This is a genomic window from Mesorhizobium sp. Root695 (genome assembly GCF_001428185.1).
Classification (GTDB): Bacteria; Pseudomonadota; Alphaproteobacteria; order Rhizobiales; family Rhizobiaceae; genus Mesorhizobium.
In genome coordinates, this window is sequence record NZ_LMHO01000009.1 from 114,642 (window position 1) to 137,011 (window position 22,370).

A 22,370-nucleotide genomic window follows, 5' to 3' on the forward strand; every position below is an offset into this window, starting at 1 on the left:
ATTGAGGGCGATTGCCGGGCGGGTGATTGAGCCTACGGTTTGATGACGACCTTGATGCAGCCATCCTTCTTGTCGCGGAAGGTCTTGTAAGCCTCCGGTCCTTCTTCGAGCCCAATGCGGTGGGTAATCAGAAAGGACGGGTCGATTTTTCCGCCCTCAATGAGCTTCATCAACGGCTCCAAATAGCGCTGGACATGTGTTTGGCCCGTCTTCATTGTCAGCCCTTTGCCAACGAACATTCCCATGGGCACAGGAACGCTTCCAACGAACACCCCCGGCAACGAGACAGTGCCGCCCGGTCGGCAGGCCATCAGCGCCTGTTGCAGCGCATAAGGCCTCTCCATCGCCGTAAGGTCCGTTTGCAAGGTCTCCATGACGCCACCGGGGCCGTGGCTCTCCATGCCGACCGCTTCGATGACAGAATCCGGCCCTTTACCGCCCGTCATAGCCAGGATCTGCTTTTGCAGATCTTCGTCGTCATATCTCAGCGTTTCCGCTCCCGACGCTTGCGCAAGCGCCAGCCGTTCGGGGACGATGTCCAGCGCGATGACCCGGCCCGCGCCTAGGAGAAAGGCTGACTTGATTGCGAACTGGCCAACTGGCCCGCAGCCGAAGACGAGCACTGTATCACCGGGTTGAATGTTGCAGTTTTCCGCCGCCTGATACCCGGTGGGAAAAATATCGGAGAGAAACAGTACCTGCTCGTCTGTCAGGCCATCTGGCACCTTGATAGGGCCAACGTCGGCATAGGGTACGCGCAAGAATTCTGCCTGGCCACCCGCGAAGCCGCCATACATGTGCGAATAACCGAACAGCCCAGCAGTTGGATACCCCATCTGCTCGGCTTGCTTGGCGCCGGCTGGATTCGACCTCTCGCAGAGCGAAAACAGCTGCCACTTGCACATCCGGCACTCGCCGCAGGCGATCGTGAACGGCACCACGACGCGCTCGCCCATCCTGAACTTGGAGTGACCCTTCCCGACTTCAACGACCTCGCCCATTGTCTCGTGCCCAAGCACGTCATGGGCGTGCATTTCCGGGACAAATCCTCCCATCAGATGAAGGTCTGACCCGCAGATCGCACAAGCCGTAACCTTGATGATAATATCGCGGTCGTTCTCAATGATCGGGTCATCCACCTGCTCGCACCGTATGTCACTTTTGCCGTGCCAGGTGAGCGCCTTCATCGTCATTCTCCGGTGGTTGTGCCTCGCTAACCTGCCGCTTGACAAAATGTTCCTGATCCAGCGCGAACCTTTGCTCGGTTTGAATATTCACACCGCAAACAACCAGTGAACTCGCCCTACGGATTTGACCTGACACCCCGTCAGCCTGTGAGAGGACGCATTTCAGCACCGAGAAGGCCGCTCATAGGCTCGATGGCGAACCACCGGCTCTTCCGCGCAATTCGCGCCGCGCCAAAACTTTTTCGCCTGCTTCAACCATGTGAACGACGAACAGCGCCTTCATTGAATTTGGCAGCGCGTTCGTATTTGCCTGGGAACAAACACGCCGCGAGCAGGTTTGGATTCACCAATCTCAACTGAGGAACATCACCATGAGAAACAGTCTTCGTCTGGCGTCGCTATCGTTAGCCGCGTCGGTGGCATTTGCCTGGCCATCGCTCGCTGTCGAGACCGCCCAGGATTTCGTCACCAAGGCCGCGATCGGCGGAATTTTCGAAGTCCAGTCGAGCAAGGTCGCCCAAGACAAGCTGCAGGACCAAGGCCTAAAGGACTTCGCCCAGAAGATGATCTCCGATCATGGCGCCGCCAATGCGAAGCTTGAAAGCATCGCCGGCGAACAGAAACTGAAGGTGCCCGCCGACCTCGATGCTGCACACAAAAGCGATGTCGACAAGCTGCAGGCGGGTCCGGCGCCAGTAGACGCATCTTATGCAGACATGCAGAAGGCGGCCCATGCCGATGCGGTCAGCCTCTTCGAGGCCTATGCCAAGGACGGCGACAACGCCGCCCTGAAATCCTTTGCGGCTGACACGCTGCCCACACTCAAGATGCATCAGGACATGATTCAGAAGGTTGCAACGACGGCGCCTGCTTCTGACGGCAGCACACCGGCTGTCACCAGCGGCGCCACCAATCCGGCAGCTCCAGTTGCCGGCGCCAACAGTTTTACCGAAGCCCAGGCCAAGAGCGCGATCGAAAAGGCGGGTTATGCCGACGTCTCTGCCCTGACAAAGGATGACAACGGCATCTGGCGCGGAACAGCGAGCAAGGACGGCAAGTCGACGCCGATCGCGCTCGATTACCAAGGCAACGTTGTTGCCGGCACCAAGTGAATAGAAAGCCAGGAGAACCAGATGAAAACCGTAACCGGACTGTTCGACAATTATGACGATGCCAATGATGCCGTAGGCGAACTCGTGGCCACCGGCGTCCCGCGCGATGACATCAGCATTGTGGCCAACAATGCGACCGGCTGGCACAAGGATGAGGAGAGCGAAGCCGGCGAGGACGCGGCCACTGGTGCTGGCGTGGGCGCCGTCATTGGCGGCGCCGGCGGCCTGGCAACAGGCCTCGGCCTGATGGCCATTCCTGGGGTGGGACCTGTGGTTGCAGCCGGGTGGTTGGCTGCCACTGCTGTCGGCGCGGTTGGCGGGGCCGTGGTCGGTGGTGCAGCAGGGGGCATCATCGGCGCCATGACAAACGCCGGCGTCCCTGAAAACGACGCCCATGTCTATGCCGAAGGCGTTCGTCGCGGCGGGACGATGGTCACGGCCAAGGTCGACGATAATCTTGCGGCGAATGCCGAACAAATCCTCAAGCAATACAATTCGGTCGACGTCGCTGGCAGACGCAATGAATACGAGGCTGGCGGCTGGACCGGTTTCGACCCGAACGCCGACGTCTATAGCGGAGAAGACCTACAGCGGGATAGACGTGGACGCGATCTTTGATGTGACACTCGCAAGGCGGCCAAGGCCGCCTTGCTCCTTTCAGATCCGCTCATCGCTCATCAGCGGGAGCGTGAATTTACGTGCTCTAAGCGGCTGCAATCCCGCAGCCGAGCCGTGGCTAGGAGCAGGGTTCAATTCTATGAGCGTAAACAAGTCGAACGATTCAAGTCGCGTCGTAAAAGGGCAAGAGCTTGAGATCGACCATCTTACACAGGTCGCATCGATAACACCGAGGCAGGCACGCAGGCTTCTTCAAAAGCACGGCGCCGACTGGCCCAAACTCAAGCGGGAAGCAGAAGCACTAAAACCAAAGACTGACGATATTTAACGTTAGCAGCCGCGTCAGTCCAACACCGTCGATAAGATGGAAAATCGCCTTGGCCTCGCCCGGCTTTAGCTTCTGGATGCGTCTGTCAGGTTCGACGATATCTTGTATATATGCGTCGCACTTCCACGTCTCGACAAGATGCGCCCCAAGAGCCCGGCGGATGTCATGATATGAGTTGCCTCACGAATTCGGGATCCAAGTCAGCGTCAAAAAATCTGCCAGCCCGCCAATGAGATAGATTGAAACAAATCGCCTCGAATGGCGTTTCCGTCGATCGCTTTGTATGGAGGAACAAAATGGCTGATGATAAGAGCAAACGAGACTTTCGCGACCGCGATCGTGTATCGGCTGACGAGGACTACGAGGTCGAATATTTCGCCAGCAAGACAGGCATCACCCCCCAGCAAGTGAGGGAACTCATCGCAAAGCACGGCAACAGCCGTAAGATACTGGAAAGGGAAGCACTGGCGCCGAGAGGCCGAGCCTGAGGTAGGTGTTGAACTGGCCAGTCCTGTTGGTTGCGTTGCGTATTTGCGCAGCCCGATCGATCCCAAAAATTGGCTTGTGAGGGATCCTCGCCTCGCCGCGTTCCTTTTGTTAATTTTTTCTATTGGGACGTTCGCTAAACTCTAGGTGCGGGGGGGCAAGCTGATGGAAAACTTTCGGGTCGAATTGATGAATGGCAAAAAGGTCGTGCGAAGCCTTTCAGTTGCGGCGCAAAGCCATGTGCATGCGGTGGTTAAGACCGTCCCTAAGCCTATGATGCCCGGGAAAGCATCCGGAAAACCGTGGATTAGGGTAAGACCCGCTGCGGGCGGAAAAACCAGCGCGTTTCACGTTATTGAGCAGGGGGAAAAGTAACCGAAAACCCTATTCCCGGAATGGGTCTGCAGCTTAGGCGGGAAGCTCCGGCGCCTGCTTGCGCGACAGCTGGCACGCATGTCCGAAGACCAGCTTCATTAGGGCGGCACGCATGAACGCAGTCACGCTTATTGGTTACCTCGCAACTGTCTGCTCCATGACCAGCTTTACACCACAGGCTTGGAAGATCATCAAAACGCGAGACACAGGCGGGATCTCCGCGCCCATGTATGGAATCACGGTTTTGGGTTTTGCCCTGTGGTTGGCTTTTGGCATGATTAAGCTGGAATGGCCCATAATCATAACCAACGGCGTCTGCCTTTTGCTGTCAGCCTTCATCTTTACGATGACGGTTCTACCTCGCGATGAGAAGGATGCAGTCGCCGACGTTCTTGATCCGGATCATCAACGCGCATCCAGAACTCAACAGGGCAATAAGAGGTCCGCATGACCCGTATTGCAACTTTCAATGTAAACGGCGTCAACGGTCGACTGCCAGTACTTCTCAGATGGCTGGATGAAGCCAAGTGCGACATCGTTTGCCTTCAGGAACTCAAAACATCTGACGAAAAGTCTCCGTTGGATGCGATCAGCAACGCTGGATACGGCGCTATCTGGCACGGCCAGAAGTCCTATAACGGCGTTGCAATCCTAGCCCGCGGGACGGATCCCGTAGAACGCCGACGCGGTTTGCCTGGCGATCCCGACGATACGCACAGCCGCTACATCGAGGCCGACGTAAATGGGCTTGTAATCGGCTGTCTCTACCTGCCCAATGGCAATCCAGCGCCAGGTCCCAAGTTCGATTATAAGCTTGGCTGGTTTGACAGGCTTATCAGCTACGGTCAGTCGTTGATTGAAGCCGGCAGGCCAACCGTGCTCTGCGGCGATTACAATGTGGTTCCGACCGCACTCGATGCGGTCGTGCCGAGGCGATGGATCGGCGACGCGGTGTACTTCCCCGAAAGCAGGGACGCCTACAGCCGGATGCTTGCTCAAGGATGGATCGATGCCGTTCGTCACACTCATCCAGAGAACGCTATCTACACCTACTGGAACTTCTCCTATCGAGGCGGATACGACCGGAGTTCAGGACTTCGAATGGACCATCTCCTGGTGACCCCTTCCCTGTCTTCCCATTTGCGCAGTGCCGGCGTTGATGTGGAGACACGCGGATGGGAGAAACCAAGCGATCACGCGCCGGCATGGATCGAGATCGATGAGCAGAACCGCCGAATCTGAGCCGTGTGCGCAATGCTATATGGCATCCGCAAATTCCGCTTCAGTTCCACCACCCACGCTTACGACGGGTCAGGCGAAACATTTCCGGGCTTCAGGTCGCATGGAGGGCCGCGAAGAAGATCGGCGAGCAATGCTAAAGTAAAGGCCCGCACCAGACCGCACAATAACGACCACCGGTATCGGCAGGTGCACACCTCAAGCCGCGACAAGCCTGACAAAATAACCTCCTTGCGGTCGCCCGGTTAATGGCTTGCCATGGAAGGATGGCCCGGTGCATCCCTCCATTCAAGTGTGATGGTGAGGTGCAGATGGTGCCGTCCTGCTTCATCACAAACGTTGAATTCGAAGGCGCGTTTGGTGCCGTCCGGATGTGATTCCCTCATGATCGCTGCGAGGGCTCGTAGTCCTGCCTCACGCGCGTCGTGGACGTCGACAAGATCGTTTGGATCAGCGATGTCGGCATCCGGTACGTCAAAGAAATATCTCGCCATAGCCGTCTAATTTGCGGGATTGGAAAAGGTTCAATATTCGATTTAAACCGACCGGACGCGCGAGCGATCCCATATTGCATCGCTGTGGAAGAACAATTGGAACGACAATGCCACTTCTTGGCATGTCGGAAGTTGTCATGCTGTTCCTGCGATTGGCCGGATCGAAAAATGCTGAGAGGTAAGGCGATGAAAGAGGTTCGTCACAGTGAGGTTGAGCGGATCGACCAGTTGGCAGAACGCGCCACCGCCGACTTTCTCCGCCGCTCGTCGCTCACATATTTGGAATGTTGCATCGCGGTAATGCTTACCCATCTCGATCATGAGGAGGTGGCGGAAATCCTCGAAAGAGAAGCGAGAGACCTGCGGGAGTTCGGGTGACGACGCCGACGGTGACAGGTCAGCTCGATGCCGAGCGGGAGCCAGTTTCCGGAACATCCAGATGCTGGGCTTTTAACGCGCGAGCCGAGCCATCGAATTCGATCGCAAATCCAGCATCGACAGCAATCAGCGCGATGAGATCCTCAAGCTCCCGATCGGTATGTTGGTCAAGCAGCAACGTCGTCCTTAGACTGTCGAGAACATTGGCTATAGAAATACAGGGATGATCCACATTGCCAATTAGACAGCTGACAATCGCCTGGCGGATCTGCAACGTATTTGGCTTTTGGTCAGACACGAATGCGCCCTCCTGCTTTACGCGCGCAGGGTTTTTGAACCCGAGGCCCTTGCTACATCACACGCGATTGGCACGCCGTGCACATCGCATGTTTTCGCCAGCAATCGCTCCAACTCATGATCGGCTGCCAGTCCGGCATTAGCGTTCTGATGGCGCGGATCGCCTGGGCCATCGACATGAACCGGCCCTTGCTCCTGGAGAGAACACAAGCTTCAACTGCCTTCTCAACCGTGAGCGCATCGAAAGTGTGGGTCATCTTTAGCCTCCCTAAGAGACGAAGGTAGGCATGGTTCATCGCGGTCTTCAAGGCTCGGTATGACTCCGAACAGTCCTGATAAGGCCAGTCATGCTGATCCGAAATCAGGCTCGCCAAGCACTGCGGCAAACGGCAGTACGAGAACGACTCTGCCGCTCTGGTCAGTGATCTCAAAACTGCAGTCGAACCAGCTGCGGATTGCGTCCATGCGGGTGCCGAACACAAGATCTCGCGCGACGGCGAGCGCATGGTCGTGCACAGCCTCCTCCGCGGGCAATTCGTCGCCTTCATGATCGGGCATGATACGACCGCGGTAGCGTATGTTCATGAAGTACCGCAAATCCAACTCACCGGCCTCGCTTGATAGGGAGGGCGAACACGTTGGAATATTCCTTCTCGGCAAAACCGTAGGACTGCCCGGCGAGATGCTCCAGCTTCTCTCGGTCGCGCATCGTGATGTGACCGCGGCCGGCTCGAATGGCGCCGGTGCCTTCCAGCATTTGCACCGCGAGCGTGACGCCGGGTCGACGTGTACCGAGCATGATACTCATGAATTCATGGGTGACTGGCATGTCGTCATGCTCTAGCCGATCGTGGGTCATCAGCAGCCAGCGCGCCAGCCGCTCCTCAAGCGAATAACCGGCATTCGCGTAAGCGGTCTGACTGACTTGAACGATGAAGGTGTGTATGAAGCGCAGAAGGTGCGCACGCAATGTTGGGCTGCGGTCCATCGCCGACTGCAGTTCGCCTGATCCAATCCTAATGGCTTCTCCAGTCGCCTGGACTAGGCAGGTGTGCGGTGTTCGGTCGATGCCGAGCACGACAGATGTTCCTGCGAAACCTTCCGACCCGACCATGCCAACCTCGAACCTCCCCTCCCCGGTATCCGCCACGATGGAGGCGATTCCATATTCCGGAAAAGTCACATGTGCGATCTTCTGATCAGCTCGGAACAAATGGTCGCGCACCTCTAATGTGACCGTCTCGAGGTGCGGTCGCAAAAGCGCATAGTCATCCGCCGAAAGCGAAGCCAACAGACGGTTGCGAACGGTCGATTGCTGAGCCTGGCCCATGCTCTTGGCCTCCGGTCTGGGGCAAGAGCACGAGCACCGCTATCTCTCAGCCGCTTGCGCCCGAACAGTCGGCAAGCGATGACTCAATTATCCCGCCACGTCCTAGCCAGCGCAATGGCTAAGAGCGTTTTCCGAAGACCGAGACGACTTGGGTACGACTCCGTACCAACATTTCTTAATGCAGCCGAGTCCCACGAAGATAGGATTCCATTGTCATCTAGAAGTGAGACAAGGCAGGAAAAATCCGAAATGAAAGTTCGCTGCGTTGAATTGGTCGAAGGTTACGGAGAATGGCACGTCCGTGTGATCGAGGAAGACCACGAGCACACCCGTTCTTTGGAGATCGAATCGTTTGCCTTGGCTTACGCGGAGGGCCAACGGCGGCGGTTAGCACTCGCTGATTTTACGCGGATATAGGCTCGATGAGCCGATGGGAAAATGCCCGCATTGATCTAGACGACGAAGTTTCCAACAAGCCGGCAAAACAGGAGGCTGCCTTGGCAAAACGTCGAATCGACAAGGAAAAATTTGAACGAGCCGATCGTGAAGCGCGCAAGCTGATCGACGCCGAACGTCAGGCCAGAGATGCCAAGACCGCCCGGCTGAGAGAGTTGCGGCTCAGCGCAGGCCAAGACTTGGCTCTTGCCAAAGTATAGGCATAATTTGCTCGTTTATGAGCGCTTCTGTCCTCACATCTTTGCAAGTGGCGGCTGTCTACAGTCTTCCTGATGCGCATGCGCGTCACACAGGCTTCGGCACTCCCGGCCGATCGGAGACTTGCCGACCTGGCCGAGATCCGAGCGACTGTGGCAGTCGCAGAAATCGATGCTTCATTGTCGTTTGTCATGGAACTCTCTCCCAACGGCCGGAACCTTTGAGACCAGTCAAGGTTGAACTCACGTAGTACGTTTCATGGTTCCTGCCGCTGGCCAAGTTGTTCCTCGTCTCGGTCGGCCAGCCTGTCGCAGCAAAGTGCCAGACTTCTTTCACGAGGTGTCCTATGACGAACAACGTTCCCGAGAACCAAGCCCGACAAGGCCCTCTTGGCAGGCCCGTCCTTGTTGTGCTCGTAGCCGCGCTGCTGCTAGCCATTGCCGCCTGGGGTGTCGCCGAAATCTATGGCGTGGTCATCAAAGGACCGTCGACAGACCAGCAAGACAGCCAAGCACCTGCGAGCACCAGCCCAAACCCGGCATCGACTGATCCAGTTCAATCTCAGTCTGATAGTGTCAACAGCCAGCCGATCGACCAGAATCCCAAGGTGGACAAGAATCCAACCCCGCAGTCCAGCACAGGCGGGGACCAGCAAGGGGTGCAGCCGTCACAACCCGCGGCACATTGAGGATTAAACGGGTCCACCGACGCCGCATATCGTCGTTAGGTTCTCGTCCGCATTGAATCGGTGCGGGCTCTGATCCGTAGGGATCCGCGCGTCCTAGTCGATGTTTAGTACGGTTATCAACCGGCCTGCTTGCCGCTGTGCGACCGCATCTTTGAAAGCCGCTGCAGCGGCATCGAATGCCGGCTTGGATGGGTCCATAAAGATTGAGAATGATCGCAGCCGACTTCTCGGACAAGCCGTGCTTCGATGCGAATCCATCTGCGCCGTATTGCCCCGTCCGCTCGTGTGACCTTCGGCCCTGCATTGCCCGTTCCTCGGTCGCCAAAATGGATCGGCGATCACAAACTCGCGCGCATTGCGGCAAACGTCAAGACTTTAGCCGGCCGGCTTTATGTAACGGTAGTTGACCAATGACAATCGCTCGCCGTCTGCTGAACCGCGGATACCGGTTTGCCCAGGCAATTTCGCTTTATTGGACATCGGACCCACCCATGCGGTGAACGCTTTCCGCAGTGCATCTAAGCCAACAAGCTGCCAACAAGTGGCGACGTTACAGACCGACCTTGACGCGTCGAGACGAGCGTCCAATTCACACAACTGCGCGATCTTTTCTTCAGTTGAAAGCAGTCCGTCTTCAGCGATCTGTTCGGCGAACATCACCATACCAGAGTGTCCTCAAGTGGAGATCATCGGCAACGTCGATCGGCTACAGACGTTCCACAGCCTCGGTCGCAAATTGAAGTCCGCCATAAAGCGACGCATCGCGCGGCCCCACTCGATATGAACGACATCAGGCCTCGAAGTGCTCCGGGAGGGAACAAATCATCTCCCGGAAAATTCCTATTAGGCATATCTGAAATGCTTGAACGAGGAGGAAATGATGGGGTTTTTCGGGAAGTATTTTTCCGGCCTCTTGGGCAAAAAAGAACAGCCAGAAAAGCGCAGCGGCGACATGCGTAAGGCGACCGGCGCCGGTCCCGCTTTGGCAGCTCACTCAAAGGACGCAAAGACAACAGCTCCCAGCGGTCAAAATGCGACGGCAGCGAGGAAGAAAGCCGATGGCTGATCCAGAAGGACTCTGCGGAGATGCCTCACCGTTGTGCCAGCGATCTGCCCCCAGATCGGGTGGGCCTGAACGGTGCGACCCGGTACGATCCTTGCTGCGCTACGCCCCCGCGGTTTAATCACACATGCGAACTATCCCGGCGCCCGGTACGGTGGTTTTTGGAGACCTCGGCGATATCGAGCCCCTAAGCCGTAAATTTGGCGGCGATCGCGGCACGCCACTTGACCGTTACTACATCGAGAGTTTCCTGCAGCGTCATGCGGGGGACATTCGAGGACGCGTCGCGGAGATCGGCGACAATGTCTACACGCTCCGTTTTGGTTTGGCACGAGTCGTCACTTCCGACATTATCGACTCACCCGAAAGTGCCAATCCTCAGGCCACGATTTGCATCGATCTCCAGAACGAGAATGAAGTGGATGCCGGGCGCCTTGACTGCATCATCGTGACCCAGACGCTGCACATGATCTACGACGTGCGTGGTGCAATTGCTACGATCCATCGCGCCTTGGCACCAGGTGGCGTCGTGTTGGCGACGGTACCAGGCATCACTCCCATCGACGCGCAGGACGGGCCAGAAAAATGGTTCTGGGCCATGACACAGAGTGCCGCACGACGCCTGTTCGTGGAAAGGTTCGGGGCGGCCGGAGTGGAGGTACAGCAATTCGGCAACGTGCTTGCCGCCACAGCCTTTCTTCAAGGCCTCTCTTTCGAGGAGATGGACCGCGCAAGCCTTGACGTTGTTGATCCGCTCTACCCTGTCATTACCGGAATCAAGGCCACGAAATTCTGATCCTGCTGTGCTCGTGCTACCCTGAGGTCAGGGAACGGAGTGGAGGCGCGCCTTGTCGGTACGAGGTCCCAGCAACTGACGGAAAATGTGGCTCGTCATAGTGGCCGACTGACGGATATCGAAGCTGGATTGCGCCCGCCTCACGCTCGCGCCAGCCATCGACTTTAGCCTGGCGGGATTGGATAGCAGCGAGATTGCCGCCAGGGCAACACCTTCCCAGTCGCCAGGATATTCCGAGACGATGCCGGGCCATTCGGTGGTTCCTATAAGAATCCCGGTCTCCCCCGCAGAGACGATTTCCGGGACGCCGCCGACGCCGATAGCCACGACCGGCACGCCAGACGCCATGGCCTCCAGAATGGTAAGCGGCATCGCGTCAGCGCGCGACGTATGCAACAGCAAATCTAGGGCCGGATAGATCCGATGGGGTTCGCGCGCGAGCCCGACCATATGGATGCGCGACTCGAGTCCCGCACGACGAATTGTGGCGGTCAGATCCTTTTCCATCGACCCCGTGCCAACCACTGCGAAGTGCACCTCGGGCCGCCTTTGCAGTATGAATTCGGCTGCTTTGAGGAATTTGTCGGGGCCCTTTTCCCAGGCCAGCCTGCCAACGAACCCGACCAACATATCGTCAGGGGCGACGTTGATCGTTTGCCGGAATTCCAAGGGGTCAGCCGACATTGGATGATACATTGCGAGATCGACCCCGTTAGGAACGAGACTTACATTCTCGGGCGACAATCCCACCGCAAGTGCTTGCGACCAGGCTTCGCGGCACACCACAATGGTATGGCTCCCTGTTGTGCGAGCCACACTGATTTCCTGCGGATGCAAGCTCATCCCATGCAGCGTGGCAACTGTCGGCGTCGCGCTCAGTCGACCGGCCATAGCAGCCACGGTATGCGCGTTCATCAGGTGAGCGTGTAGCAGGTCGATACCGGTTTCGCGAACGAGCGTGCAGATGAGTTCGATTGTCTTCCAAGGTGGATCGTCACGCAGAGGCGCAATGTAGACGTCCCTGCCCTCAGACCGCAGCAATGCGGTGTATGGGCTTTCATACGGGCACAGGAGCGAGACTTTGAACTCGTTCGAGGGCAGGTTCGCAGCCAGATTGCGCACGTAATTTTCCATGCCGCCCACAATGGCGTTGCCCAAGACCTCAAGGACATGCGTGCGCTCATCAGTCTGGCCGCCTGGCAGCACACGCGGGGTCCGGGCCATCAGTTTCCTCCTTGGGACGGGTGCAGCCTCAGCCAATCCATTGCCGTCCCCGACATGATCGCAATTCGGTCATCGGCTGCGAGGTCGAGTTGATCTAGAATTGCCGTGACCTCGTCTATCGCCGCGTGGATGTGGGCCCCGCTGCACGGCAAGAAACGGTCGCTGCCGAATTGCAGTGAGCGTGGGCCGATCACGTCGATCGCCTTGCGAAAGACCTCGCCGCGGTAGATCGGAGGCGGTCCAAAGGACAGGTCGAAGCGAAACTGGCTCTCGGCTGGCTCGACGCCATTGATCCGATCGATAACGCCAACTGCGTTGGCTTCGTCACACCATGGCCAGCCAAGGTGAGCCAACGTCACGCGAAGGCCGGGGTGATCGCGAACCGCCTCGTAGAAAGATGGCCGGCAGAACCGGCCAGATCGGCCGTCAATGAAAATTCCGCTATGAAACAATATGGGGAAGTCGAGCCTTGCGGCGACCGCGTACACTCGATGAGCGCACTCATCATACGGATACCAGCCGGTCGGAACCATTTTCAGCGCGCGAATGCCGGGAAGCGCAGCTGCCTCCTCAAGATCGTCGGCCGATTGCGGATGGAGCGGATTGACAACCGCGAACCCGATGAGCCGATCCGAGTGGCCTTTGACAAGCTCGGAAAGGTACCGGTTGCCGGCGCGCAGCGACTCCCGGTCATCAAGCGAATAGGGTGGTGTCAGGAACGGCGCCAGCAGGAACGCGATATCCACGCCCGCATCGTCAAGTGACTGCAGTACATCCGCCGTTGTCTCGCGGCCCGACGTATGAAGATGTGCATCGACGATCATTGGCGCCTCCCCGCCGACAACTTACGGAGGCGAGGCCCGTTCCAGCCATAACGAGAAATCGTGGCGCCTTTGATGTTCGGCTAAGAAAGACAAAATTCCGCGTTGCCGTGGAACCCGATCTGCGAACGGAGCTTGATCCACCATAAGCCAACCCTAATGCGGATTGTTGCAATGGATCAGACTGTATCCAACCCCTTGCTCGTGCCTTTTGACAACCCACTCCTGATATGTTTTTCCCACCTGCGGTGGGACTTTGTTTTTCAACGCCCGCAGCATTTGATGACGCGCGCCGCGGCCGACTACGCCGTTGTGTTCTTCGAGGAACCCCTGTTCGAGCCTGTTCAGATGCCTATTCTGCGCCGCAAGGCGGTGGCGCCAGGCCTGGAAGTTGTGACGCCAATACTGCCGCAGTGTCACTCCGGAATTGAGGTCGACAGAGCTATCGCCATTCTGCTTGAGAATCTCGTCGCAGGCGTCGAGCACGACCAGTTGGTGACTTGGTACTACACCCCCATGGCCCTGAAGTTCACCGATGCGCTGCAGGAGGATGTCTGCGTCTATGACTGCATGGACGAACTTTCTGCCTTCAAAAACGCGCCTCCTGAACTCGAGCGACTGGAAGAGCAGCTCTTTGGCAAGGCCGACGTCGTGTTCACCGGTGGAATGAGCCTTTATGAGTCCAAGCGCCGCCGGCATCCCTCCGTCCACGCGTTTCCAAGCAGCATTGACACGGCACACTTCCATCAGGCGCGCCGGCCTCAGGCAGACCCTGCAGATCAGCAGAGCATTGCGCATCCCCGCGTCGGCTTCTTCGGAGTCATCGACGAGCGGTTCGATATTGACCTCATGGCTCGAACCGCTGCAGCGATGCCTACCGTCCAGTTCGTCACGATCGGTCCAGTGGTCAAGATCGACCCGGCCACCCTGCCCGCCGGCTCAAACATTCATTGGTTGGGCGCCAAGCGGTATGCCGAGTTGCCCGGATACATGGCCGGTTGGGACGTAGGGTGGATGCCTTTCGCCTTGAACGATGCGACGCGTTATATCAGTCCGACGAAGACCCCTGAATTCCTGGCTGGCGGACTGCCTGTGGTGTCGACTGCAATCGTTGATGTGGTGCAAACCTTCGGCCGTCGCGGATTGGTCGACATTGCTGATCCAGGCTCGATGCCAGCCGCCCTCGATGCCGCTCTGCGCAAGGGCTGTGAAATGGCCAAGGTCGACGCCTTCCTCTCAGGAATGTCTTGGGACACGACCTGGAGCGCAATGCACGATTTGCTCAAGCCCGCGAAGGTTTTGCGTCATCAGGCATTCAGGAGCTTGGTCGACCATGTTTGATTGGCTTGTCGTCGGCGCAGGCTTTGCCGGAAGCGTTTTGGCAGAGCGCCTGGCCAGTCAGCGCGGAGAGACAGTGCTGATCGTCGACCGTCGCAGTCACATCGGCGGCAACGCTTTCGATTGGTACGATGAAGCCGGTATTCTTGTGCATCGGTATGGGCCGCACATCTTCCACACCAATGCTGAGGCCATTGTCGCCTACCTGTCCCAGTTCACGGCGTGGCGTCCCTATGAGCACCGTGTACTGGCCAAGGTAGACGGTCAGCTTTTGCCAATCCCGATCAACCTGGACACAATCAATCGCCTCTATGGCCTCGACCTGACCTCCGACCAGATGGAGCGGTTTTTGGCCGAACGCAGGGAGAGCGTGGAAGAGATCCGCAGCGCCGAGGACGTGGTCGTGGGAACGGTGGGGCGGGAGCTCTACGAGAAGTTCTTCCAAGGCTACACGCGAAAACAGTGGGGCGTCGACCCCTCGCAACTGAGCAAGTCAGTGACCGCGCGCGTGCCGACACGAACCAATCGTGATGACAGGTATTTCGCCGACACGTTCCAGAGCATGCCGGCGGGCGGGTACACACGCATGTTTCAACGGATGCTGGCCCATCGCAATATCAAGGTGATGCTGCAAACGGACTATCGCGAGGTTCGAGAGGTCATCCCCTATCGCCGCCTCATCTATACCGGTCCAATCGATGAATTTTTCGACTTCAGGCTGGGGAAATTGCCGTACCGATCGTTGCGTTTTGAGCACGTCACACTCGACACGCCACAGTTTCAGCCGGTCGCCGTCGTCAACTACCCGCAGACCGAGGCCTTCACCAGGGTCACGGAATACAAGCATATGACGGGACAGCACCATCCGCAAACCAGCCTGACCTACGAATATCCGACCGATGACGGCGATCCTTATTATCCGGTGCCCCGCGCCGAGAATGAAGGGCTTTACAAGCGATATGAGGCACTCGCTGCCCAGCAAACCGATGCGATTTTCGTCGGTCGGCTGGCAACCTACCGCTACTACAATATGGACCAGGTGATTGGTCAGGCGCTGGCGGCGTTCAATCGCATTCAGAAGACGGGCGCGCCGGAACTATCCCTTGCCAAGGGCGCGGCGGGATAGTCATGGTGGAAGTTTGGGGCGGTATTGAATGCAGTGTGGTTCGCGTCGGTGGCGTGATCCGCGATCAGCTCGCCGAAACCGGTCATTCAAACCGCATCGAGGATTTAGACCTCGTCGCTTCCCTTGGCATCAAAACGCTTCGATATCCTGCGTTGTGGGAACACGTCGAGGTAGTGGACGGGCGCGATGACTGGAGCTGGCACGACGAGCGATTTCAAAGGATGCGCCGTCTCGGCATCAGTCCAATCGCAGCCCTTGTCCACCACGGGAGCGGGCCATCCTGGACGTCCATTCTCGCGCCAGATTTTGCAGAACGCCTCGCGGCGTTTGGAGGGCGGCTTGCTCTTCGGTACCCTTGGGTAAAGACTTTCACGCCGATCAACGAACCGATGGCAACCGCCCGTCTAAGCGGCCTTTATGGGTTTTGGCATCCCCACCTCGCGGACGAGCGAAGTTGCCTGCGGCTTCTTGTTGCCCAGTGCCGTGCGATAGCCATGACAATACTGGCTATCCGAAAGGTCATCCCCGATGCTCGCCTTCTGCAGACAGAAGATTTCGGAAAGATTTTTGCGACGCCAAAGCTGGCATACCAGGCTGAGTACGAGAATGGCCGGCGGTGGTTATCGCTGGATCTGCTTTGTGGGCATGTCGGTTCGCGCCACCCGTTTCATGAGCGCCTCCTCGACGCTGGTATCGATCCCGACCATCTGGCTGAGTTGGAGGCCGCGCCCTGCCCTCCGGACCTGATCGGCGTTGATTATTACCTCACCAGCGACAGGTTCCTCGATCATCGCGCCGAACGGCACCCTCGAGAACCTATCGGTGGCAACGGCATCGAGCCGTATGTCGACATTGCCGCTATCCGCGCCGGCGTGCCAGAGTGCGAACTCGGATTTGCCTCTCGCCTGCGCGAGGTGTGGGGCCGCTACGCCCTGCCGGTCGCAATCGGAGAAGTACACAACGCCTGCACCCGTGAGGAACAGCTGCGCTGGTTCATGGAGGGATGGGACGCTGCAGTCGAATGCGCGGTTGAGGGCATTGACGTACGTGCCGTCACGTCTTGGTCACTGTTCGGCGCCGTGGACTGGAATTCCATGATGATGCGCAACGATGGCTACTACGAATGCGGGGTGTTCGATGTGAGGGCAGACCTTCCGCGCAGAACAATTATGGCTGATGCCATTTCGGCCTTGGTGAATAAGCAGTCGTTCGGCCATCCCGTACTTGTCCAGACGGGCTGGTGGCGTGCGCCGCGAAAGAGGTTGGGCAAATCGCCCGCGATCCGGCTCCGAGGTTTCGACCGGCGGCTATCGACCCTGGGAGAATGTTGCAGCCGCCGGCGACTGCCAGCCAGGGCTGCACCCCAGCAGCCAGGATCGCCGAATGCATGGGTTGAGCTGAGCGTAGGGGACACCGGAGGCGGCTCCCCAGTTGTCTTGTTCGCCAGCTATTGCCCGGGCAAGACTTTCTCGCTCACGGTGCGTGATGGTGTGGACTGGGTTGCCGCCTGCAACGCCTTCCTCGACCTTGTGATCGACGGACTTACCGGGACCTATGAGTTGGTTGCCGCACATCGCGACAACCAGTACCGGGTCGCCGAATGCCCAGCATCACATACCTCTGCCACGGCACATCAGGGCTGATCCACCCTGGTAATCTTGCAGGCTGGAGCCATTGACCTGCCTAGAAAATGCGCGGCGGCAGGGAACAGCGGTCCGCCGCCGCGCCTGGTTTTCAGGCTGCTTGCCGGTTCACGCCGCTTTCGGCCATTTCGGTCAGTTTCTGGTCCGTCGCCCGCTCTTCCTCAAACGTCTCCGCCAAGATGCGGGCAGAGTCTTCATGTCCCAATTCCTTGGCCCAGGCGATCAGCGTTCCGTAGCGGGTCATCTCGTAGTGGGCTGCAACGTGCAATAAGTGCGACGGTTCCGTCGCCGAGTTGATGGCGCCGGTTAGCGCGGATCTCGCACCATACTTAGGTAGGTCGGATCAAATTCCGCGGTCTCCTGCAGGCGCTCCCAGTCGACAATCGTCAACGACTGATCCGCCCAGGTGATGGCGCCGAGCTTGCGAAGTTCGCCCACGATGCGATTCATATGAACGACCGACAGTCCCAGCACGTCGGCGAGTTCCGTTTGCGTTATGGGCAGGCGAAAACTCAGGCCAGTTGTGCGATTCACCACCTTCAACCGGACGTAAAGTTCGCAAATGAGATGGGCCAGATGGGAGATCTTCGACCGGCGTCCCATAGCAACGATCCATTCCCTATGGATCGCTCCGTCGACCAGCGTGTCCAACCAGAGAAGACGCGTGAGATGTGGCGCCGTCTCCGTAATCTTTCGCAGCCGGTTATGATCGGCGAAAAGCACACGGCAAGACGACAAGGCGATAATGCCATGATCCATGGTTTTGAGCAGGAAAGCGTGAAGGTCGACGAAATCGCCCGGCACCTGAAGCGACGTGAATTGCCGGCCGCCATCCTCCAGCACTTTGTAGCGCGCTGCCAGTCCCTCGACCAACAGGGTACTGTAGGTCGGACGGGATCCGGCAGATACCAGATCCTTGCCGATGGCGAAATCACGTCCGGTTGATATCGCCTGCTTCAGCAAATCCCGTTCGGCATCTGAGACGACATCGTGCTGTTCAAGCTGCAAAAAGAGAGATTCAAGCATCACATGTCTCGAGGCTTATAGGAGGAGAGCCGCCGCTCTCGTCGATCACGCCGGAAGAACTGCAAGTCCGGCAACTCCAAATGAATTCGCCGGAACAATCTGATGTATTTTTTTCCGAAATGCCAGCAGTGAAGGAACCACGATTCAACGAGGAGATTTACAATCCGATCTCTTGGGTGGCTCTCAATGAACCGATATTTTTTCGATGTTTACAACAGTGACGGCCAGGTTCTCGACGATGACGGTCAATTTCTCGAGTCGCGCGACCGCGCCCGAGCGGAGGCCCTGCGAATCCTGCACGACATTGCGCGCGATGAGATGCCTGACCGCGACCTGGTCAAGCTTACAGTGAAGGTCAGGGGTGATGGCGGGGCACAGATGTTCGAAGCGTCGCTCATCCTGACATCCGGCTGGAGCGCGTAGGATTGTGTACGCTGCGCCGGGATTTAGCACCCGCGACGAAGATGGCGGCGATCCGTTGGTGCCAGAGCCTTGCACGATCCCTAGCGGTTCAGAAGGTAAAGCGCTCCCGCCCCAGCATGCCAGTCGCCCCTGAGTTGTTCTGAGCATTTCCTTCGGCCATTTTTTGCGGAAAAAATGGACGAAATGGAACTTCATCGCGCTGTCGCAGTTCGGTCACTGACCTAGAAAAAGAGGCATCGTCATGAGCAAAAAACCGAAAGACGGCCTACCGGGCACGACTGATCAGTCGCCGCGTTGGGAGGGCCCCCCGGAAACAAGGCCCCGGGGCTATCTCCCAGCGAGTGATGACCCGAGAAGCAATCCGGACGCAGCTGGCGAGGTCCTTAAGGACTTCGACGGCGATCTGGGCGATGCTTTCGGCCGAGACCCGCCAGCGGACAGGCGAACCGATCGCATTCGAACCCGGGCTTACGAAATCTGGGAACGCGAAGGCCGGCGCCACGGCTCCCATGAACAGCATTGGCACCAAGCTGCGAGAGAGATTGACGGCGAAGACGCATAGCGCTGTGCCTGACGAGCCGAACGTTGAGCGAGATTCCTAGTGCGCGAGAATCGCTCCAACTCGCAGACCTGCTTTCTGCCAGTGATTGGCCTTTGCGTTCACAACAGCAGTTTGAAAGTTCTTCCTCATGTCTCGAACCGTTGGCGATTTTCTTGTCTCACGCCTTCACGCCTGGGGCGTACGGAAGCTATTCGGCTACCCGGGTGACGGCATCAACGGCGTGTTCGGCGCGCTCAATCGGGCGGAAGGCGCAATCGAATTCATCCAGGCCCGGCATGAGGAAATGGCTGCTTTCATGGCGTCTGCTTACGCCAAGTTTTCCGGCGAACTGGGGGTGTGCATTGCGACCTCAGGTCCAGGCGCCACGCATCTTGTGACCGGGCTCTATGACGCGCGGCTTGATCACCAACCAGTCCTTGCCATTGTCGGCCAGCAGGCGCGCGCTGCCATCGGCGGGCATTACCAACAAGAGGTCGACCTCGCGTCCCTGTTCAAGGACATCGCCGGCGATTTCGTTCACCAGGCTGCCGTCCCCGGGCAGGAGCGCCATCTCATCGATCGCGCCATTCGGATCGCGCTGGCAAATCGCACGGTGACAGCGCTGATCCTGCCCAACGACCTGCAGGAGATGGCGTACGAAGAGCCTGCGCGCGCGCACGGCACGGTGCATTCCGGCATCGGCTACAGGCCGCCATTGATCGTTCCCCACCGTAACGATCTGGAGGCCGCGGCGAGTGTTCTTAACAACGGCAAACGTGTCGCGATTCTCGTTGGCGCTGGCGCTCTTGGCGCGACGGCGCAAGTCATTGCCGTTGCCGACCGCCTGGATGCCGGGGCCGCCAAGGCACTTCTCGGCAAAGCTGTGCTAGCGGATACCCTTCCCTGGGTCACGGGCTCCATAGGACTGCTCGGCACCGAGCCGTCCTGGGATCTCATGCGCGAGTGTGACACGTTGCTGATGATCGGGTCGGGATTTCCGTATTCGGAATTCCTTCCGAAAGAAGGCCAGGCTCGAGGCGTTCAGATCGATATCGAACCCGGCATGATGTCGCTACGCTATCCCATGGAGATCAACCTTGTCGGCGACGCCGCCGAGACGCTCAAGGCCTTGCTGCCGTTCTTGAAGCAGAAGAAGGGCAAATGGCGCAAACAGGTCGAGAAGGGTGTTATCGAGTGGTGGAAGCTCCTCGACAAGCGGGCACACGCGAAGGCCGATCCCGTCAACCCTCAACTGGTCGCATGGGAACTGTCGTCAAGGCTGCCAGACGACGTCATCCTGACCAGCGACTCAGGGTCCTGCGCCAACTGGTATGCGCGCGATATCAAGATGAGACCTGGAATGATGGGCTCTCTTTCTGGCGGGCTTGCCTCGATGGGAGCAGCCGTTCCCTACGCGATCGCCGCGAAATTCGCCCATCCAGATCGGCCGGTGGTCGGACTGGTTGGCGATGGCGCGATGCAGATGAACAACATGGCGGAGTTGATCACCGTAGCGAAATACTGGAAGGGCTGGGAGGACGGCAGGTTCGTCATCTGCGTCTACAACAACCAGGACCTCAATCAGGTGACGTGGGAACAGCGGGTGATGGAAGGCGATCCGAAATTTGATGCCTCACAGAACATCCCCGACGTACCTTATCATCGGTTCGCCGATTTGATCGGTCTCAAGGGGCTGTTCGTTGATCGCCCTGAAAACCTTGCGGCTGCGTGGGACGAGGCACTCGCGTCGGAGAGCCCGGTTGTGCTGGAGGTCAAGACCGATCCCGAAGTGCCGCCGCTGCCACCGCATCTTACATTTGCGCAAGTCAAAAACCTGACGGCGACGCTGGTGAAAGGCGACCCGGATGAAGCCGGCGTCATCCGGGGGACGGTCAATCAGGTGCTCACTTCGATCTTGCCGGCGAGCAAAGGCTAGAGTGCGATTGGTGCCCGCGTTCGTGCAGCAACTGCTCTTTCACCATCTGGTCTAAAAACAGAGGGCGCTGTCGAACCCTCGGACAGGGCGGCTTTGGCGCCGTCGTCCTAAAACCGATTGCACCCTCTGCGGTGGGCGGTAAAGGAAATCTTGATTACGGCCGCATGAATTCGCATGGAAGCTGGAGGCACCGCTGGCTGGGGTTCGATTGCCAATCACGCCTTAAGCACAATCCCTCCTACCGGCTATCGTCACTCGATTCGCTTGATGCGACCTTTTTCAAGACGAAATACCCCCGAGTTGCCGCCCTGCTTTTCAAAATCTGTCTGAAGGTCGTCCCAAGTACCTAGGGATTCGCCGCAATCACTGCAGACTATCCACGTGTCGCAGCGCCGCGAGGCATAGGTTTTGCGGCACATTCCATTGGTCGCGATGGTCTCGCAGCGTGCGTGGACGGGCGGCGGGCGGCCGCTCGCGTCACGAGCCCAGCCGGGCACGAGACCCATCTGGCCGACACGAAGCCAGCCATGGAGGTGGACAGTTCCTCGCGGATGATGATCGATAGTTGAGGCTCGGCGCACCGTTCCAGATCGGGAAACCGTTGCCCATGCGCTCAACGTCGCCAGGATGGGCAAACTCGAAACGCCGCACCATGGCAGGGATTGTCGTGCTTACGAAAACGCGTCCACGCATGAGCTCACCAAGCCTGTCGTTGCGGAAGACCAAAATGGGAACAAGTCGAGAACGAGTCAAGCGGTGTCGATCGACCAGTCGACCATCTATTGTTTCAGAGTCGGCGCTCTATGGCGCCGGCGGACGAAGGCGGCGAGACCCTTATGAACATCGACAAAACTATCAGCAAGTTCCTCCTCGCCGATGCCTTGCGCTTCCGCTTCAAGGAATAGCTGAGTGGCGAACTTAGAAATTTCGGCGTCGTCGACCTCGCGATCATCAAGCAAATTGTTTCGTTCCAACCAGAGGTGCAGGAAACGGATAGCGCGCCTTGTCATGCTACGGCGTGCCGCCTTCGCGATGGTCCAAGGCTTCGGCTATAACCTCAAACACGCTCGGAACTTCCTCACTGATTTCGGCGTTGGGAATGGCCGCCTTATCGGCCGCCCTCATTGCCTTGTCCGCAAGGTCGCTGATGACAATGGGATCATCGGTTGCGGTTTCGGGTAGCTGTTTAGCCATCCATTTGTCGAGGAAGTTGATGCCGCACGTGCTCATCGTGGCTTAATTTCGGC

Annotated in this window: 28 protein-coding genes and 1 pseudogene; 16 read left to right on the top strand and 13 right to left on the bottom strand. The window is 58.1% G+C overall.

Annotated elements, in window-relative coordinates; all coding sequences use genetic code 11:
• Positions 1–32: 32 nt before the first annotated feature.
• Positions 33–1,187 (bottom strand): zinc-dependent alcohol dehydrogenase, encoded by a 1,155-nt coding sequence (locus ASD99_RS11030; protein ID WP_057143632.1) that lies wholly within the window; start codon positions 1,185–1,187, stop codon positions 33–35.
• Between the two features lie 371 nt (positions 1,188–1,558).
• Here ASD99_RS11030 and ASD99_RS11035 point away from each other — a divergent pair, with 371 nt between their 5' ends.
• The 5 genes from ASD99_RS11035 (at position 1,559) to xth (ending at position 5,348) form a co-directional block, all read left to right on the top strand.
• Complete coding sequence (locus tag ASD99_RS11035; RefSeq protein WP_057143634.1) at positions 1,559–2,299, top strand: DUF4142 domain-containing protein; 741 nt, start codon at positions 1,559–1,561, stop codon at positions 2,297–2,299.
• A gap of 21 nt (positions 2,300–2,320) precedes the next feature.
• Complete coding sequence (locus ASD99_RS11040) at positions 2,321–2,917, top strand: general stress protein (protein WP_057143636.1); 597 nt, start codon at positions 2,321–2,323, stop codon at positions 2,915–2,917.
• Between the two features lie 624 nt (positions 2,918–3,541).
• The gene (locus ASD99_RS11045; RefSeq protein ID WP_057143720.1) at positions 3,542–3,733 is read left to right on the top strand and encodes a DUF3606 domain-containing protein; all 192 of its coding nucleotides are present in this window, start codon (positions 3,542–3,544) and stop codon (positions 3,731–3,733) included.
• Positions 3,734–4,218: 485 nt separating this feature from the next.
• Positions 4,219–4,557 (top strand): SemiSWEET family sugar transporter, encoded by a 339-nt coding sequence (locus ASD99_RS11050; RefSeq protein WP_057143637.1) that lies wholly within the window; start codon positions 4,219–4,221, stop codon positions 4,555–4,557.
• Positions 4,554–5,348, top strand: a complete 795-nt coding sequence (gene xth, locus ASD99_RS11055) for an exodeoxyribonuclease III (RefSeq protein ID WP_057143638.1) — start codon at positions 4,554–4,556, stop codon at positions 5,346–5,348. The genes ASD99_RS11050 and xth overlap by 4 nt, the downstream gene beginning before the upstream one ends.
• Before the next feature lie 242 nt (positions 5,349–5,590).
• Here the strand turns inward: xth and ASD99_RS35435 are convergent, their stop codons facing one another.
• A complete protein-coding gene (locus ASD99_RS35435; protein WP_057143639.1) occupies positions 5,591–5,839 on the bottom strand; it encodes a DUF6894 family protein in 249 nt (82 codons plus the stop codon).
• A gap of 168 nt (positions 5,840–6,007) precedes the next feature.
• Between ASD99_RS35435 and ASD99_RS11065 the strand changes: the two genes are divergently transcribed.
• Positions 6,008–6,217 carry a hypothetical protein gene (locus ASD99_RS11065; protein WP_164482283.1) on the top strand — a complete coding sequence of 70 codons (210 nt, stop codon included), beginning with the start codon at positions 6,008–6,010 and terminating at the stop codon, positions 6,215–6,217.
• A gap of 19 nt (positions 6,218–6,236) precedes the next feature.
• On the opposite strand, the gene ASD99_RS11070 is transcribed toward ASD99_RS11065, so the two are convergent.
• The 4 genes from ASD99_RS11070 to ASD99_RS11085 all read right to left on the bottom strand — a co-directional run bounded on the left by ASD99_RS11070 (position 6,237) and on the right by ASD99_RS11085 (position 7,844).
• Positions 6,237–6,515, bottom strand: coding sequence for a hypothetical protein (locus tag ASD99_RS11070; protein WP_200950987.1), 279 nt, complete (start codon positions 6,513–6,515; stop codon positions 6,237–6,239).
• A 52-nt stretch (positions 6,516–6,567) separates the two neighbouring features.
• Complete coding sequence (locus ASD99_RS11075) at positions 6,568–6,771, bottom strand: hypothetical protein (protein WP_244497694.1); 204 nt, start codon at positions 6,769–6,771, stop codon at positions 6,568–6,570.
• An 88-nt stretch (positions 6,772–6,859) separates the two neighbouring features.
• Positions 6,860–7,099 carry a DUF6894 family protein gene (locus ASD99_RS11080; protein ID WP_057143640.1) on the bottom strand — a complete coding sequence of 80 codons (240 nt, stop codon included), beginning with the start codon at positions 7,097–7,099 and terminating at the stop codon, positions 6,860–6,862.
• 19 nt (positions 7,100–7,118) lie between these two features.
• The gene (locus ASD99_RS11085; protein WP_057143642.1) at positions 7,119–7,844 is read right to left on the bottom strand and encodes a Crp/Fnr family transcriptional regulator; all 726 of its coding nucleotides are present in this window, start codon (positions 7,842–7,844) and stop codon (positions 7,119–7,121) included.
• 422 nt (positions 7,845–8,266) lie between these two features.
• On the opposite strand from ASD99_RS11085, the gene ASD99_RS33255 reads away from it, so the two are divergent.
• Both ASD99_RS33255 and ASD99_RS11095 read left to right on the top strand, forming a co-directional pair.
• The gene (locus ASD99_RS33255) at positions 8,267–8,500 is read left to right on the top strand and encodes a hypothetical protein (protein WP_156388971.1); all 234 of its coding nucleotides are present in this window, start codon (positions 8,267–8,269) and stop codon (positions 8,498–8,500) included.
• A gap of 344 nt (positions 8,501–8,844) precedes the next feature.
• Positions 8,845–9,186 (top strand): hypothetical protein, encoded by a 342-nt coding sequence (locus tag ASD99_RS11095; RefSeq protein ID WP_057143646.1) that lies wholly within the window; start codon positions 8,845–8,847, stop codon positions 9,184–9,186.
• Between the two features lie 375 nt (positions 9,187–9,561).
• Here ASD99_RS11095 and ASD99_RS11100 read toward each other — a convergent pair whose 3' ends face one another.
• Entirely contained in the window at positions 9,562–9,849 is a 288-nt protein-coding gene (locus tag ASD99_RS11100) for a hypothetical protein (protein ID WP_057143651.1), read from the bottom strand.
• 199 nt (positions 9,850–10,048) lie between these two features.
• Between ASD99_RS11100 and ASD99_RS11105 the strand changes: the two genes are divergently transcribed.
• Positions 10,049–10,252, top strand: a complete 204-nt coding sequence (locus ASD99_RS11105; protein WP_244497695.1) for a hypothetical protein — start codon at positions 10,049–10,051, stop codon at positions 10,250–10,252.
• Positions 10,253–10,376: 124 nt separating this feature from the next.
• The gene (locus ASD99_RS11110) at positions 10,377–11,045 is read left to right on the top strand and encodes a methyltransferase domain-containing protein (RefSeq protein ID WP_057143653.1); all 669 of its coding nucleotides are present in this window, start codon (positions 10,377–10,379) and stop codon (positions 11,043–11,045) included.
• Between the two features lie 27 nt (positions 11,046–11,072).
• Here ASD99_RS11110 and ASD99_RS11115 read toward each other — a convergent pair whose 3' ends face one another.
• Both ASD99_RS11115 and ASD99_RS11120 read right to left on the bottom strand, forming a co-directional pair.
• A complete protein-coding gene (locus ASD99_RS11115; RefSeq protein WP_057143655.1) occupies positions 11,073–12,269 on the bottom strand; it encodes a glycosyltransferase family 4 protein in 1,197 nt (398 codons plus the stop codon).
• Positions 12,269–13,093, bottom strand: coding sequence for an amidohydrolase family protein (locus ASD99_RS11120; protein ID WP_057143657.1), 825 nt, complete (start codon positions 13,091–13,093; stop codon positions 12,269–12,271). The genes ASD99_RS11115 and ASD99_RS11120 overlap by 1 nt, the downstream gene beginning before the upstream one ends.
• Positions 13,094–13,264: 171 nt before the next feature.
• On the opposite strand from ASD99_RS11120, the gene ASD99_RS11125 reads away from it, so the two are divergent.
• The 3 genes from ASD99_RS11125 to ASD99_RS11135 are packed head-to-tail and all read left to right on the top strand — an operon-like array spanning position 13,265 to position 17,197.
• Complete coding sequence (locus ASD99_RS11125; protein ID WP_057143723.1) at positions 13,265–14,431, top strand: glycosyltransferase family 1 protein; 1,167 nt, start codon at positions 13,265–13,267, stop codon at positions 14,429–14,431.
• Positions 14,424–15,554 carry a UDP-galactopyranose mutase gene (gene glf, locus ASD99_RS11130; protein WP_057143659.1) on the top strand — a complete coding sequence of 377 codons (1,131 nt, stop codon included), beginning with the start codon at positions 14,424–14,426 and terminating at the stop codon, positions 15,552–15,554. The genes ASD99_RS11125 and glf overlap by 8 nt, the downstream gene beginning before the upstream one ends.
• A gap of 2 nt (positions 15,555–15,556) precedes the next feature.
• Positions 15,557–17,197 carry a hypothetical protein gene (locus ASD99_RS11135; protein WP_057143661.1) on the top strand — a complete coding sequence of 547 codons (1,641 nt, stop codon included), beginning with the start codon at positions 15,557–15,559 and terminating at the stop codon, positions 17,195–17,197.
• Positions 17,198–17,288: 91 nt separating this feature from the next.
• Here the strand turns inward: ASD99_RS11135 and ASD99_RS32070 are convergent.
• Together ASD99_RS32070 and ASD99_RS11140 are read right to left on the bottom strand one after the other, a co-directional pair.
• Positions 17,289–17,450, bottom strand: a pseudogene (locus ASD99_RS32070) (ferritin-like domain-containing protein); the annotation flags it as partial.
• A 53-nt stretch (positions 17,451–17,503) separates the two neighbouring features.
• Positions 17,504–18,223, bottom strand: a complete 720-nt coding sequence (locus ASD99_RS11140) for a Crp/Fnr family transcriptional regulator (protein ID WP_057143663.1) — start codon at positions 18,221–18,223, stop codon at positions 17,504–17,506.
• A 186-nt stretch (positions 18,224–18,409) separates the two neighbouring features.
• On the opposite strand from ASD99_RS11140, the gene ASD99_RS11145 reads away from it, so the two are divergent.
• The 3 genes from ASD99_RS11145 (at position 18,410) to ASD99_RS11155 (ending at position 21,123) form a co-directional block, all read left to right on the top strand.
• Positions 18,410–18,646, top strand: coding sequence for a DUF6894 family protein (locus tag ASD99_RS11145; RefSeq protein WP_057143665.1), 237 nt, complete (start codon positions 18,410–18,412; stop codon positions 18,644–18,646).
• A gap of 454 nt (positions 18,647–19,100) precedes the next feature.
• Entirely contained in the window at positions 19,101–19,208 is a 108-nt protein-coding gene (locus ASD99_RS34640; RefSeq protein ID WP_413813931.1) for a DUF2934 domain-containing protein, read from the top strand.
• 127 nt (positions 19,209–19,335) lie between these two features.
• Positions 19,336–21,123, top strand: a complete 1,788-nt coding sequence (locus ASD99_RS11155; protein ID WP_057143668.1) for a thiamine pyrophosphate-requiring protein — start codon at positions 19,336–19,338, stop codon at positions 21,121–21,123.
• Positions 21,124–21,902: 779 nt separating this feature from the next.
• Here the strand turns inward: ASD99_RS11155 and ASD99_RS32080 are convergent.
• Together ASD99_RS32080 and ASD99_RS11160 are read right to left on the bottom strand one after the other, a co-directional pair.
• Positions 21,903–22,133, bottom strand: a complete 231-nt coding sequence (locus ASD99_RS32080; RefSeq protein WP_082583235.1) for a DUF768 domain-containing protein — start codon at positions 22,131–22,133, stop codon at positions 21,903–21,905.
• Position 22,134: 1 nt separating this feature from the next.
• Entirely contained in the window at positions 22,135–22,353 is a 219-nt protein-coding gene (locus ASD99_RS11160; RefSeq protein ID WP_057143670.1) for a DUF768 domain-containing protein, read from the bottom strand.
• Positions 22,354–22,370 lie beyond the last annotated feature (17 nt).